Here is a 13,266-nt window from a genome sequence, read left to right as displayed (position 1 = left end):
AGGACAATTCCCATGAAGACTCTGATGATATCCGCAGCATTCGGCGCAGCGATCCTGGCCACCCCTGCGATGGCGCAGGTCATGACCCCGAGCGAATACGTCACGACCGCGGGCGCAAGCGATCTGTACGAGATCACGTCGAGCAAGGTTGTGCTCGAGACGACGCAGAACCCGGCGTTGCGCGACTTTGCGCAGACGATGGTGACGCAACACACCAAGAGCACCGCCGACGTGAAGGCTGCGGCGTTGAAGTCGCGCGTCAAGGTCGCGCCGCCCAAGCTCACCCCGCTCCAGCAGGAACTCGTCACCGAACTCCGCGCCGAGAAGGGCACCGCGCGCGATGCGGCCTATGTCGCGCAGCAGAAGGCAGCGCATGGTCAGGCACTCGCCGTGCAAAAGGCGTACGCGACGGAGGGCACCGCGCCTGCGCTGAAGACCACGGCCGCCGCGATCGTACCGGTCGTCGAGCATCACATCATGATGCTGAAGGCGATGTAAGCCGGGGTAATCAGGGCAAACGAGCCACCCTCAGACGCCCAGCCTCACCGCGTTCAACTCGAACCCGCGCAACAGCTCGATCGGCATCCGCGGGATCGGCGTGTCTTCGGCCTCCGACGGGCTGGATACGTCGGTCGGCGTCTATATCGACAACGTCTATCTCGGGCGCCCCGGCATGGCGTTGGCGGATCTGATCGACGTCGATCGCGTCGAGGTGTTGCGAGGGCCGCAAGGTACGTTGTTCGGACGCAACAACTCGGCCGGCGTGCTCAACATCACGACCCGCAAACCCGAATTCACGTTCGGCGGCACCGCCGAAGTTTCGCTCGGCACCTATGGTTACAATCAGGAGCGGATCAGCGTGACCGGCCCGGTTATCGACGGCCTGCTCGCGTTCCGCGTCACCGGGTTCAACACCCACCGGAACGGCGTACTCGACAACATCAAGACCGGGATCGACGCCAACAGCGTCGGGCGCAGCGGCGGCCGGGTCCAGTTGCTCGCCACCCCCGCGAGCAACCTGACGATCCGCCTGTCGGGTGATTATTCGCAGGAAGACGACACGTGCTGCGTCAGCGCCACGAAGCTCGTGCTGCCAGCATCACTCAGCGCAACGACAAGCCGGACGCTCCGCGCGCTCGCGTCGCTCGGCTATGTGCCGCAACGCAGTCTCGACTTCACGCAGAACAATTCGCCGCAGAACATGAAGACCGACCAGAAAGGGGTATCGCTGCAGGTCGACTGGGATCTCGGCTTTGCGACCGCCACGTCGATTTCCGCCTGGCGCTATTGGCATTTCAATCCCTTGCAGGACAGCGATGGCACGCCGCTCGACGTCATCCAGGTCAACGTCGCGCAGACCAAGGACGATCAATATTCACAGGAATTCAGGCTCGCGTCGCGGCCGGGGCGGTTCAACTGGCAGGTCGGCGCCTACCTGTTTCACCAGCGGCTGAAGGATCACTTCATCCTCAACCAGTTCGGTACCGATGCGAGCGCGTTCTACACGACCTATCTGCGCCTCGCCAATCCGGCTGCGGCAGCCGTGGTGATCGCGCCGGGATCGCAATATCTCGACGATGTCGATACCAGCGTCGACAGTGTCGCCGCGTTCGGGCAGGCGAACTTCGATATCACGGAGCGGCTGACGGTCACGGGCGGCATCCGCTATACCCGCGACAAGCGCTCGGGGGTGTCGGACACCTCGATCGTCGGCACGCCCTACGCGGCGACGTCGATCCCCTTTCACTACAACGTGTCGGTGAAGGACGACAATGTCTCCTACCTCGCGAGCGCATCGTACAAGCTGGCCGACGACGTGCTCGCCTATGCCTCGTATTCGACCGGGTATAAGGGATCGGGCTTGAACCTGAACTCCGCGGTGTCCGCTGGGACTCCGCTGGTCCTGTCGCCCGAGAAGGTGAAGAATTGGGAACTCGGTTTGAAGAGCCAGTTCTTCGATTGTCGTGTCACGATCAATCTCAGCGCGTTCGCGACCGACCTGTCCGGCCTGCAGGCGAACATCGTCCCGACGAACGGCAACCGCTCGTATCTCGCAAACGTCGGCGACGTTCGGTCTCGCGGTGTCGAGTTCGACGCCTTTCTTCGCGTCACCGACACGCTGACCCTCAGCGGCAACGGATCGTACAACGACGCGGTCTATAAGCGCTACGCAAACGCGCCCTGCCCTGTCGGCGTGAGCGGCGTCTGCGACCTGACCGGCCGACCGCTGTTTCAGGCGCCCCGATGGATCGGCAACGGCACGGTCGATTACCATGTCGATCTGGGAAACGGCACACGCCCATACGCGCTCGCGCAAATCAGCTATCGCTCGAGCGTTTTCGGTACCGCCGATGCCGGACCCTATAGCCGCATTGAAGCTTACGCGCTGGCCAATTTCCGGATCGGCGCGGTGCTCGGCAACGGACGCTACGACCTCTCCGCCTGGATCAACAACGCGTTCGACAAACAGTATTTCCAGAACCTGAGCACGACCGCGATCGTCGGTGCATCGCCGTTCGCCTATGCCGGACAATTGGGTTCGCCGCGCACCGCAGGTGCTACGCTGCGAGTCAACTTCTGACTTGCAGCACTTTTTGGTTCGGAGGCGTTCCGTCTATAGTTGCAGACCGATTGTTCACTCCGTCGGCCGAAGGATGAGACCCCCTATCGGTCATTTATCGTGCGCTGCCCGTCTCCCAACTTCGGCCGTCCCGGACTTGGGCGTTGCGTGAAGTCCGGTCCACAGGCCCCTCGCGCTCGCTGACCGCCGGTAGGCGGCACCAAAGTCGAAAAGGCGGATAGCACGGGGATACTACTTGCTCCGCAGTTGACAGATAACTCTACTTAGGTTGAGTCGGAGCATGGGCCGTAATCGTCGACCATCGAAGCAGATGCTCCTCCTGTTGGAGGCGCTGTCTGCGCGCACCCAGCAATGGCGCCACGGCTACGATCTGATGAAAGAAACCGGGCTCCTGTCGGGGACGCTGTACCCGTTACTGATCCGCATGACCGACCAAGGGCTCGTCGAGGCCGAGTGGCGCGAGCCGGAACACCCCGGCCGCCCTGCGCGCCATGCGTACCGTTTAACGAATGCTGGTGTGGCATTTGCGCGGGCGGCGATACCTTCCGGTCCGATCACCTTCACCAAGGCCTCCTTCGCATGACAGCTGCTGTGTCGCGGGCTTTGCTGTCATTGGCCAGTCGGTCTCTCGGCCCGGATCGCCGAATGTGGGCGATGGCCATGGAAGCGGAGTTCGAAGAGGCAGTCGAAGATCGGCGTCCATTCCTCTTCGCTCTCGGCTGCCTGTTCGCAGCGTGGCGCGAGATCGGGAAGCACAGCGAAGGACGCCTGATCCTTGCGAACTACGCGCTCGCACTAGGGTTACTTATCCCGATGGCAGCTCTGCAATTCCAGCAGGCGGCCGGCTTCCTATCCTCGGCAGAAGGTCCGCCTTTCGACATGACAGGCGCCGGACCGAATCTCTACCTGATCTGGTCTCAGAATAGCGCCATCCCGATATTGCTGATCACGTGGCTTCTGCTCGGCATGGCGCACCTTTGTCTTGCGTGGATGCTCGTCGAGGGGGATTGGCCACGCATCGTAAAGTGCGGCACGCTGATTGGGGCGGCAATGATCACGTTGTCGCTGTTCATGGGCGTATTGATGCTCAATTTGTCGCCATTGAGGGCGCAAGTCGCGGAGCTGGCGATCGAATTTGCAGCCGTGGTACTCATCTCGCGGTGGCATATTCGGTTTTTTTTAAACGCCTCGCCCGAAATGCCTGCCCGGTGCTTCTAGGCGCACTTCAATGATCCAGGCGACCGACTGAAGCTTTGCGATCTACTTGACTTTTAAATCTACATATGTTGTTCTATTTTTGAGATGAGGGTGGCGAGGTTCAACGCTGAAGGTCGACGAACGCCGGCGAGGCGACTGCGGGCCGAGGGGGAACAGCGTCCGACTTGGCGAAGGGGAACGAAGATGCGGCGTATTATCGGCATAGGCGTCGTTGCGGCCGGCGCTGTTTTGCTCATCGCTTTTCTCGTCTTCCTGCGTAAGCCTGTCGTTGACGCCGGTGCGAACGGCCTATTCGCCAACGACTGCTGCGGCACGGTAAAGCTCGCGGACGGCGAGATGCTGCTCAACGATAAGCAGTCCATCGCCTACATTGTCGCTAGAGATGCAGATGGGCCGTACATCCTGCCCCGCTTTGACGTCGGCGTCGTATCCGATCAGGGGCTCGACGTAGATGGAACCCGCTCGGTGCGCAAGCTGCGCCTCGACAGGCTACCTTCAGCGACAAAGCTTACGTTACATGAGGGCTTGACCCCCTATGTCTTCAAAAGGCTGACGCCACATCTTCGCAACTAATCTCGAAGCGAGGGTTCATCAGCTTGAGTGATCTGGTCAGAGCCACCGTCAATTGACTCTTAAATCTACAGATGTCGTAATGCCTGCCTAGAGGAGACGGCTATGCTCCCGATCACAGACCTGAGCCATGTCTACGCCAACCGCACGCGCGCGCTCGATCGCGTGCCCCTCTCATCCCTGCGGGCATGTTCGGCCTCCTGGGCCCCAACGAGGCGGTCAAGTCGACGCTGATGAGGATCGTCTCGACCCTGCAATTGCCCACGTGCGGCAGCGTTGCGTTCGAAGGTACCGATGTCCTCGAAAAACCGGGGGCGCTGCGCTGGACACTCGGCTATCTGCCGCAGGAATTTGGCGTCTATCCGACCCTTGTCGTGCACCGCCCGGACGCGATGCTCCCTCTTCCACCCGCTAGGCTGCCTGGCTGAATTTATTATCGAGCAACCCGGCGATACGGCCACTCTCGACGGGGCGACTGAATAGATAGCCCTGAATGTTACCGCAGCCCTCACCGCGCAGCAGGTCGAGCTGCCCGGTATCCTCGACGCCCTCGGCGGTCGTTTCCATGTTCAGCGCGGTCGCCAGGTCGACGATTGCGCGGACGATCGCTGCGGCGCTTGGATCGGTGGCGATGCTGGTGATGAACGAGCGGTCGATCTTGATCTTGTCGAACGGGAAGCTGCGCAGGTAGCTGAGCGACGAATAGCCGGTGCCGAAATCGTCGAGCGCGACGCGGATGCCCATCGCGCGCAGCGTGTGGAGCAATGCGATGACCGGGCCCTCGCCGTCGAGAAAGACCGATTCCGTGATCTCGATCTCGAGCCTGTCGGGCGCCAAGCCACTATGTGCGAGCGCCTGGAGAATGATCGCCTGCAACCCGCTGTTGCGGAACTGCAGCGGCGAAACATTGACCGCGACGCGGATATGCTCGGGCCAGTGCATCGCCTGTCGACAGGCCTCCTGCATCACCCATTCGCCGATCGCGATGATCAGCCCGGTATCCTCGGCGATTGGGATGAATTCGGCCGGTGGAACGATGCCGCGCTCCGGGTGATGCCAGCGCACCAGCGCTTCGAACCCGCCGATCCGGTCCGCCTTCAGGTCGAACACCGGCTGGTAGTTGAGCACGAACTGGCCTGCCTGGATCGCCTCGCGAAGGTCGAGTTCGACCTGCCGCCGCCAGCGTGCCGCGGCGTCGAGCGCGGGTTCGAAAAACCGGAACACCCCGCGACCGTCTTCCTTCGCAAGATACAGAGCGAGATCGGCATTCTTGAGCAGTTCGTCGGCGTCCTCGCCGTCGATCGGGCCGATCGCGATGCCGATGCTGACCGCGGTCGCGATGTGGTGGCCATCGGCCACGACCGGCTGGCGCATCATATCGAGGATGCTCTGTGCGAGGACGCGCGGGCGATCGGCATCGAACTGCCCCGACAGGATCACCGCATATTCGTCGCCGCCGAGCCGCGAGACCAGCCCATCGGGTGCGACCTCGCTCAGCATCGTGCCGATCGCTTTCAGCAACGCATCGCCGACCGGATGGCCAAGCGTGTCGTTCACGCTCTTGAAGCGATCGAGATCGAGACACAGCACCGCGATCGCCCCGCCGGTGCGCCCCACCTGGAGGATTGCCTGGTCGAGCGACTGGCGAAAAAAGGTGCGGTTCGGCAGGCCGGTTAGGACATCGTGGAACGCGAGATGGGTGATCCGGTTCTCGCGTTCGAGAATGCCGGCCGACATCCGGTCGAAACTGGCGGCGAGCCTGCTGATCTCGTCGCGCCCCTTCACGACGATATGCGCGCGGCTCCCCTCCTCCAGCGCTCGCGCTGCGGCGTCCAGCGCCGCGAGCGGTCCGGCGATCCCCAGCGCCAGCCGCCGGCTGCCCAGCACAACGAGGATCAGTCCCGCAAGCCCGGCGAGCGCGATGCCCGCCTGCAATGGCAGATACGGTGTCAGTGCAGCGTTGAGCGGATAGCGGATCAGGATCGCCGCCTGCGGTCGACGCGTCAGACCGGCCAGCGGCTTGGCGATCGCGAAAGCGCGGCCGGTCGAGAGATTTAACATGGCGAGCGTCCGGGTCGACTGCGATGCGCCGACCAGGCGATCGACGTCGGGATCCGATCCGATCGACCGGTCCGCCACATGCCAGCGGCCTGCGTCGTCGCTGCGCATGATCGTCGCGATCAGCGGGATCGCGGACAGGCGCTCAAGCGCATGCATCTCCGTGCCGTCGAGACGTACAGCAAAGACCACCCAGCCGACCTGTGCCGGCGCCATCACCGGCGACAGGATCAGTCGGTATACCTGCCCAGCCACCACCACGACCGCGTCGCGCCGATCGTCCGGAACCGCGAAGGGAAACCGAGCGACCGTCGCCGCAAGCGCGCCCGAGGGGCCGGTGACCCGGCCGTCCTGATCGACCACGAACGCGGCGGTAACCTCGGCCCGGTGGCTGATATTGGCGAGCGCGGATGTGATCGTCGGCCGATCCCCACTGGCCACCGCAGCGCGGAATCCGAAATCTCGCGACAGCAGGTCGGCCGACGCGATCAGCGACTGCGACCTGAGCGTCCAGACCCGGTCGTAGACGCTGCCGCTGGCGATAAGCTCCTGGCGCACGGACTCGCGCGCGTGCGTCCAGATCATCGCCTGCGCGACGATCGCGAGCAGCACCATCGTTACCGCGAACAGGCTCGCGTACAGCACCGACAGCTTGGTCCGGAGATGGCGGAATCGCGGCGTGCGGAGACGCATCACCGGTGCAGCACGAAGGTCGTGGCAAAGCCGGTGGCGGCGACATCGATCGGCTGCGAGGCGGTGCTGCCGGGCGCGCGGATCGAGGGGTGCCAGACGCGGACCGTACCTGTCCCTGCCGGCACGCCGGTGATGCTGACATGCCCCGCCTGGTCGGTCAGCGCGGCAAACGGAGTGGCAGTCACGAACACGAACCCGCTCATCGAGTCATGGATGTTGCAGCCGAGCGGGACCACGCCCGGACGGTCGAACAGGACGGTCCGCGCATCCTCCTGCCCGTAGAGTTTCAGGTCGAACTTCTTGACCTTCGAAAACGAATAGACGTGGTGACGCACCCGGTCGCGATTGGGGAAGCCGACCGTCGCGCCGACCGGGACGATCAGCACGTGTGGCTGAAACGCGATGTCGCGCTGTTCGATCATGTACGGCCCGCGCACCGTCACCCCCGGCGCCCTGGGCGTCTCGATCGTGACCACCGCGCCCGGCAGTGGCTTGCCGTCGAAGCCGCGGACATCGATCGCCACCGTGGCGGCATGCGCGGCCATGGGCAGCGCAAACGCGACGATCATCGAACTCAGGCGGAGGACGGATGCGGACATAGAGCGACTTCTAACGGTCGGAAGATTGCCAACCCGTAAATGCCGCTCATGTCTTTTTCGCCCCGGCTCCGCGTGGAAAGCCGGGCTAGGGAAACCGAGATTTAACCAATGGTCTCCATGAGATACCGGATGATTCGCATGCCATCGACCGTCGCCGGATGCATCGCCAACTTCGTGGTGGCGATCACCGTCGTGACAGCGTCTCCCGCCGCAGCGCGCGAGGGTCGCGCAGGCGGTAAGCTGATGCTGACCAACGGCGTTACCACGATCGAGGGCAGTTCGGGCGGCGGGATCTCCACCTGGGCGCTGATTGCCGGCAACGAGACCGTCGACGGGATCGGCGGGTCCGGGCATGTCTCGGTTATCCTGCTGCCGGACTATCGATGGGAAAGCCACGGCGTAGCTATCGGGGTCCACGACCGACTGGAACTGAGCTACGCCCGACAGAATCTCGACACGCGCGACGTCGGTGCAAAGCTCGGTATCGGGCGCGGTTATACGCTCAACCAGGACGTGTTCGGTGCCAAGCTGCGGGTTGCCGGTGATGCCGTCTATGACAGCACCTACCTGCCGCAGATCGCGATCGGCGTGCAGTACAAGCACAATCTCGATCCGCAGATCGTCGCTGCGGTCGGTGGCCGCCACGCCAGCGGTACCGATATCTACGTGGCTGCCACCAAGCTCCTGCTGCGGCAGAGCATCCTGCTCGGCGCCACGATCCGCTACACCAAGGCCAACCAGAACGGCCTGCTCGGGTTCGGCGGCGATCGCGGCGCACCTCGCACCGTCCAGGTCGAGAGCACGCTCGGCTATCAGATCTCGCGCCATTTGGTCGTCGGCGGCGAATACCGGTCGAAGCCCGACAATCTCGGGTTCGCCAAGGAAAATGACTGGAAGTCCGCCTATGCCGCCTATGCGATCAACAAGAATCTGACCGCGACCGCAGCCTATGTCGACCTGGGATCGATCGCGACGGCCAAGCGCCAGCGCGGCGGCTTTCTGTCGCTCCAGACTGCCTTTTAGGGGACGTTTCTGATGCTCGTGCTCGCCTTGCTCGTCCTCCTCCAGACCGCGCCCGCGCCGCCGGGCGAGGACCCGGTCGCGCCCTATGCGATGAGCGATGCCAATGCCGGCGGCGGTCCGTTCAAGGGCGTTGCCATGCTCGAGGCGTTTCACGGCGTGGCCGGCATCGGCCGGATCGTCGACGATCTGGTGACGACAAGCCAGGCCGATCCGCGGATCGGTGACATCTTCAAGGGGCAGGACATGGTCCGCCTCCGCCGCACGCTGAAGGAGCAGTTCTGCGTTCTGTTGAACGGCGGCTGCCACTACACCGGCCGCGACATGGCGACCACGCACAGGAACCTCGGCATCCAGGCCAAGGACATGAACGCGCTGGTCGAAAACCTCCAGGCCGCCATGCGTAGCGAGGGTGTGACGTTTCCAGCTCAAAACGCGTTCCTCGGCAAGCTTGCCGCTATGAAGCCGTACGTGGTCACCCGTTAGAAGACCCACAAGCGGAAGTTCGGGGCCCTTCCCCGCCTCCATCTTCAGCCATTCGTTCGTCGGGCCGGAGGGTAGCGCTCGACGACCGATCCGTTGTCTGGACGGCTTGAAAGGACAGGAAAGCGGAGGACGGCTATCGATAAGGCGGGTGGCAATAGCCGACATTCCGGGGCTGCTGCTTTTGCCACAAAGGATCGCGTTTTCCGAATGTCAGGTACAACCCAATGCGTTGATAAGCATACCGTGCGGTCTGCACAAACAGCGGACGGACATCGATCCTAACCCGGCATGCGCACATGTACGCCCAAGCGGCAAGCGACACCGCCAACGGGGCAGACATGCCATAATCATCGCCACGCCGGTAGCGACGCGTTGATCCAATGTTCGTTAGGCTTCAGCAGGAAGGTAGCGGACAAGCGACTTTCGGCCCCGCGAGATGGTTCGCCATCGGGGTTATCGCCGCGTTGTATTCACGCTCAAGCGTCAGCGGATTGTGACCTTCATTGTGACGCGGCGGTTGACGGGGGCGACTTCCTCGTTGGCGGTCATGTCGAGCAGTGGTCGGCCGTCCGCGCTCCAGTGCGTGCGGCGCACGCGCGCGTCTCGGCCGTCACCGCCGACACCATTGCCCCAGCTGTGGTAGACGTAGAGGTCATTGCCGTCCTCGTCAGTGGTGAAGGCACCGTGGCCCGGCCCCTGTTCGTAGCGGCGATAATCGGTGACCATTGCGGGCATCGGCACGCTTTTCTGGAGCGGTGCCGACCATTTGCGCCACGAACTCGCCCTCGTCAAATCGGCGTCCAGCGGCGCGGAGATGCCGTTGACGACATAGGTCGGACTGACACCGGAGCTGGAATAGACGAGCGTCAGCCGTCCATCGTGTTGGAGTGCGAACGCGCCTTCGGCAAGGTTCTCTTCGACCGAGGTCTCGGGCGCGATGATCGGGGCTGGTTTGCTCGCAAGGCGCGTCGGATGCGTAGGGTCGACCTTGGCGATCCACGTCAGCGGGTCGCCCAGCGCGCCAGCGGTCGGCAGATAGCGTTGCGACCACATGTAATAACTCTGACCAGCGACTTCGACATAGGACATATCGAGACTGATGTTGCTCGGCATCTCGGCGCGGCCGAGCGGTGCGCCGTCGGCCTTGCGGATCGCCGCTGGTCTCGACCAGTCGGCAGGGTTGGCGGGGTCGCCATCGTCGCGCAGTTGCATGATGTGCGATTCGACCGTGAACCATGCACCGCCCTCGTTCGCCGTCGTGTCCGTCGGGTTGAAGCAGGGCGCAAACAGGATCGAAAGCTTGCCGCCAATCTCGTGCAGCTCCGGCGCCCAATAGCAGCCGGCGATGACGCGGCCCTCCGCGGTGCGGTCGCGGCGGGTGCGGCGGTTGAGCAAGTCGACCTCGCGCGCGCGGCCGCCATTGTCGTCGGCGAGGTCAGCGATCGTGCCGGCGACCCGGATGGGCAGGTGCGCGGAGCCGACATTGTCGTTGTTCGTGTCGTCGGTCGCGACGAAGAGGTAGCGGACTTGGCCATTGTGCTCCCAGCAATAGATATCGGGGTCGGCGCGATTATAGGCGAAGATTGTCGGATAGCTGCGCTGACGGACGGTGCCGTGGACGACGTAGCGGCCTCGATGGGTAAGGCGCGCGAGATCGGCGGCGTCCCAGTCGACGGCGCGGGTGGCAGTGGAGCCGTCCGAATACCCAAGAGTCACACGTGCGTCGCGCAGCGTAGCGGCTTGGTGAGCGGCGATCACCTGCGGCGCCACCGCGGCGGTGGTGTTGACGGTGCGGCCAAAGCGTTGGGTGAGCACGGTGGCTAGGGTGGCGTCGATCGGGAGCGTATCGTCGTCGGTGGTAACGATGCGGCCGTTGCGGGCGTCGCCGACGTTGCCGGCAGAGACGATCTGCTGGCGACGACCGCCAGGCTCGAAGGGCGTATCGCGCCATTCGGTGCGCGTCAGATCGGCGGCTGTCGTCCAGCGCGGCTGCCCGAAGCGATCGGTCCACGACAGGACGTAGCGGCGGGCGGCGGAATCGTAGCGCGCGTGCGGCTTCGCGACGCCGTCGGCGGTGTGCAGGTCAAGAGAGCCCAGTTCGACGAAGTCGCCCGGGTGCTTCAAACCGCTGCGGAAGACGATCGTCGCGGTAGGATCGGGGTCTGGCGTGCCGGCCATGTCGACACGCGTCGCGATAACGCCGAGCGCCCCGTCGACGAAGTAGAACAACGACGGGTCGGCAACCCCGCGTAGCGCGACGCGATCCACCCCAACATACTTGCCGCGCGCGAATAGGACGCCGTAATCGTCGTTCAGAGGGACGGTGCCGCCGTCAGTGCCGGTAAGCGCGAGGTGAACGCTCCGTGCCACGGTCGACTGGTTCGCGTCGTGCGCGGTCGTTGGAACGCGCGCATAGGACTTGAGGCGGCGCGACGCAGTGCCGAGCAGGCGGACGGTGAAGTACTTGGCGAGCGTCGTTCCGTCCAAACGCTTCAGGGTTCCGTCAAGATGGACGACGCGCGCCATCGCGTCACGGTTGAGGAGAACACCGTCGGGCAGCGCGCGACCGTCGACGCGCCATGTGACGAGATGGCCGTCTGGTACCGGCAGGCGCGTACCGGATGCCAGCACGGGAGGAACCACCCAGCTATCGGCGGCGGGCGCGGGCGCGGGCGCGGGGCGGTTCCAGTGCGCGACGAGCCTATCGCGTTCCGACGCGGTGATCGCCATGACCGTACCGTGCCGCGGCGATGCCGGCAGGCTGAACGCGCGCGGGTAAGTCCAGGCGATCTTGCCGCTGAGATCATTCGTCGCCAGCGGAATGTAGCCGACGCCACCATAGTCATCGACCCACAAGAAGTATTTGAATCCGCTGGTGTCACCCGGATTGGCGACGAACGCGCTCGGCCCCTCCACCTCCGGTGTGCCGGAGCGCCGGCCGACGCAGCGGTCGACGATCTTCCACGCGCCCGAGGCACCGGACGCGCGCAGCGATGGGGAGACCTGAGCCAGGATATCGCTCGACTGGCAGCCGCTGGCGTCGCTGACTTTGGTGAAGCGATAATATTGATCGCCAACTTTCATGACGGTAGCGTCGATCATGCCCTTCGCCTTGACCGCTCCCGGAACGTCGGCGGCCTTGAACCACGGCTTCGGGGCGGTGAACGTTCTAAAATCCCGGGTCATCGCAGTCAGGATCTGCGGCCCGTTGCCGTCCTCGCGCTTGTGCGCTGCATCCTTATAGAGCGTCGACGTCCAATAGACGACGTAGGCGCCAATGGTGGGATCATAGGTGGCCTCGGGCGCCCAGGTCATGCCCGCGGCAGGCACGTTCACGCGAACGTGGCGCTGCTTGCCCCAGTGGATCAGGTCGGTCGTTTCCCAGATTTCCAGATGGCGGCTGCCGTGGTTGGTCGCCCCGCCCCAGCCGGTGCGGCCGGTCGAAAGATCGGTAGCGAGCAGGAAGAATCGGTCACCCTCTGCCGAGCGCATGATGAACGGGTCGCGCAGGCCCCGTGTGCCCTTGGTCGATTCGAGGATCGGCTGGGCATCGTTCAACGTCTTCCACTGCAAGGCATTGTTGCCATCGGAGATCGCGAAGCGCAGCTTCTCGCCGTCGATCGTATTGCCGGTGAAGTAGACGAAGACATAGGCCGATAGCGGCGGCAGCGGGGCGAGCGCGGCGCCGATCAGGGGAGTACCCGCAATCATGAGCAGTAAGAAACGAAGTGCCTGATTCATTCGGGTCCCCCCAATCACCACCGGGCCGGCGAGTTTGCAGGTTCCCTTACCAACCATAATATGTCCGACAATTAACCGGCCGCAAGGTTAATCGGAAAGCATCGTCCTTGCCGTGGTGGCGCGTTCCCGTCCTGTCCCCTGCTTCACTAAAGCCGAAGTGAGGAGCGTCGCTCCTCGGCCTATTGCAGCAAGAGAAGCTTGGTTGAATTGGGTGAATATCTCGACTTGTGGAAGGCCGGGCGCGCAGCATGGGCCTCGTGTACTTCTAATCAGCCGCCGCCTCCCGACCGACAACCGTTC

At 63.7% G+C, this 13,266-nt stretch carries 11 protein-coding genes and 1 pseudogene; 9 read left to right on the top strand and 3 right to left on the bottom strand.

What is annotated here, in order from left to right; genetic code table 11:
* Positions 1 to 12: 12 nt before the first annotated feature.
* The 7 genes and pseudogenes from C8J44_RS00520 (at position 13) to C8J44_RS00495 (ending at position 4,797) form a co-directional block, all read left to right on the top strand.
* Positions 13 to 498, top strand: coding sequence for a DUF4142 domain-containing protein (locus tag C8J44_RS00520; RefSeq protein ID WP_259466629.1), 486 nt, complete (start codon positions 13 to 15; stop codon positions 496 to 498).
* 46 nt (positions 499 to 544) lie between these two features.
* A pseudogene (locus tag C8J44_RS18660) lies at positions 545 to 754 on the top strand (TonB-dependent receptor plug domain-containing protein); the annotation flags it as partial.
* 9 nt (positions 755 to 763) lie between these two features.
* Positions 764 to 2,581: a TonB-dependent receptor gene (locus C8J44_RS00515; protein ID WP_259466733.1), complete on the top strand. Its 1,818-nt coding sequence runs from the start codon at positions 764 to 766 to the stop codon at positions 2,579 to 2,581.
* A 310-nt stretch (positions 2,582 to 2,891) separates the two neighbouring features.
* The gene (locus tag C8J44_RS00510; protein ID WP_121902942.1) at positions 2,892 to 3,164 is read left to right on the top strand and encodes a PadR family transcriptional regulator; all 273 of its coding nucleotides are present in this window, start codon (positions 2,892 to 2,894) and stop codon (positions 3,162 to 3,164) included.
* 62 nt (positions 3,165 to 3,226) lie between these two features.
* Positions 3,227 to 3,799, top strand: a complete 573-nt coding sequence (locus tag C8J44_RS00505) for a hypothetical protein (RefSeq protein WP_121902941.1) — start codon at positions 3,227 to 3,229, stop codon at positions 3,797 to 3,799.
* A 183-nt stretch (positions 3,800 to 3,982) separates the two neighbouring features.
* Entirely contained in the window at positions 3,983 to 4,372 is a 390-nt protein-coding gene (locus C8J44_RS00500) for a hypothetical protein (protein ID WP_121902940.1), read from the top strand.
* A gap of 185 nt (positions 4,373 to 4,557) precedes the next feature.
* Positions 4,558 to 4,797, top strand: a complete 240-nt coding sequence (locus C8J44_RS00495; RefSeq protein WP_259466628.1) for an ATP-binding cassette domain-containing protein — start codon at positions 4,558 to 4,560, stop codon at positions 4,795 to 4,797.
* Here C8J44_RS00495 and C8J44_RS00490 read toward each other — a convergent pair.
* Together C8J44_RS00490 and C8J44_RS00485 are read right to left on the bottom strand one after the other, a co-directional pair.
* A complete protein-coding gene (locus C8J44_RS00490; protein ID WP_121902939.1) occupies positions 4,781 to 7,120 on the bottom strand; it encodes a bifunctional diguanylate cyclase/phosphodiesterase in 2,340 nt (779 codons plus the stop codon). The two genes, C8J44_RS00495 and C8J44_RS00490, sit on opposite strands and share 17 nt — an antisense overlap.
* A complete protein-coding gene (locus C8J44_RS00485; protein ID WP_259466627.1) occupies positions 7,120 to 7,719 on the bottom strand; it encodes a methylamine utilization protein in 600 nt (199 codons plus the stop codon). The genes C8J44_RS00490 and C8J44_RS00485 overlap by 1 nt, the downstream gene beginning before the upstream one ends.
* A gap of 138 nt (positions 7,720 to 7,857) precedes the next feature.
* On the opposite strand from C8J44_RS00485, the gene C8J44_RS00480 reads away from it, so the two are divergent.
* Both C8J44_RS00480 and C8J44_RS00475 read left to right on the top strand, forming a co-directional pair.
* Entirely contained in the window at positions 7,858 to 8,742 is an 885-nt protein-coding gene (locus C8J44_RS00480) for a DUF3034 family protein (RefSeq protein WP_121903736.1), read from the top strand.
* A gap of 12 nt (positions 8,743 to 8,754) precedes the next feature.
* Positions 8,755 to 9,225 (top strand): group 1 truncated hemoglobin, encoded by a 471-nt coding sequence (locus C8J44_RS00475; protein ID WP_121902938.1) that lies wholly within the window; start codon positions 8,755 to 8,757, stop codon positions 9,223 to 9,225.
* A 483-nt stretch (positions 9,226 to 9,708) separates the two neighbouring features.
* Here the strand turns inward: C8J44_RS00475 and C8J44_RS00470 are convergent, their stop codons facing one another.
* A complete protein-coding gene (locus C8J44_RS00470) occupies positions 9,709 to 12,936 on the bottom strand; it encodes a family 43 glycosylhydrolase (RefSeq protein WP_220683065.1) in 3,228 nt (1,075 codons plus the stop codon).
* Between the last annotated feature and the right edge of the window lie 330 nt (positions 12,937 to 13,266).

The organism is Sphingomonas sp. PP-CE-3A-406, from assembly GCF_003688625.1.
Classification (GTDB): Bacteria; Pseudomonadota; Alphaproteobacteria; order Sphingomonadales; family Sphingomonadaceae; genus Sphingomonas.
The sequence above is the reverse complement of the archived record's forward strand: the minus strand, read 5'-3'. Positions and strand labels throughout refer to the sequence as shown.

Excerpts from the sequence above, each read along its gene's own strand:
- C8J44_RS00520 (WP_259466629.1), top strand. The coding sequence starts at position 13 with ATGAAGACTCTGATGATATCCGCAGCATTCGGCGCAGCGATCCTGGCC.
- C8J44_RS00510 (WP_121902942.1), top strand. The coding sequence starts at position 2,892 with ATGCTCCTCCTGTTGGAGGCGCTGTCTGCGCGCACCCAGCAATGGCGC.
- C8J44_RS00505 (WP_121902941.1), top strand. The coding sequence starts at position 3,227 with ATGTGGGCGATGGCCATGGAAGCGGAGTTCGAAGAGGCAGTCGAAGAT.
- C8J44_RS00500 (WP_121902940.1), top strand. The coding sequence starts at position 3,983 with ATGCGGCGTATTATCGGCATAGGCGTCGTTGCGGCCGGCGCTGTTTTG.
- C8J44_RS00495 (WP_259466628.1), top strand. The coding sequence starts at position 4,558 with ATGTTCGGCCTCCTGGGCCCCAACGAGGCGGTCAAGTCGACGCTGATG.
- C8J44_RS00490 (WP_121902939.1), bottom strand. The coding sequence starts at position 7,120 with ATGCGTCTCCGCACGCCGCGATTCCGCCATCTCCGGACCAAGCTGTCG.
- C8J44_RS00485 (WP_259466627.1), bottom strand. The coding sequence starts at position 7,719 with ATGTCCGCATCCGTCCTCCGCCTGAGTTCGATGATCGTCGCGTTTGCG.
- C8J44_RS00480 (WP_121903736.1), top strand. The coding sequence starts at position 7,858 with ATGCCATCGACCGTCGCCGGATGCATCGCCAACTTCGTGGTGGCGATC.
- C8J44_RS00475 (WP_121902938.1), top strand. The coding sequence starts at position 8,755 with ATGCTCGTGCTCGCCTTGCTCGTCCTCCTCCAGACCGCGCCCGCGCCG.
- C8J44_RS00470 (WP_220683065.1), bottom strand. The coding sequence starts at position 12,936 with ATGATTGCGGGTACTCCCCTGATCGGCGCCGCGCTCGCCCCGCTGCCG.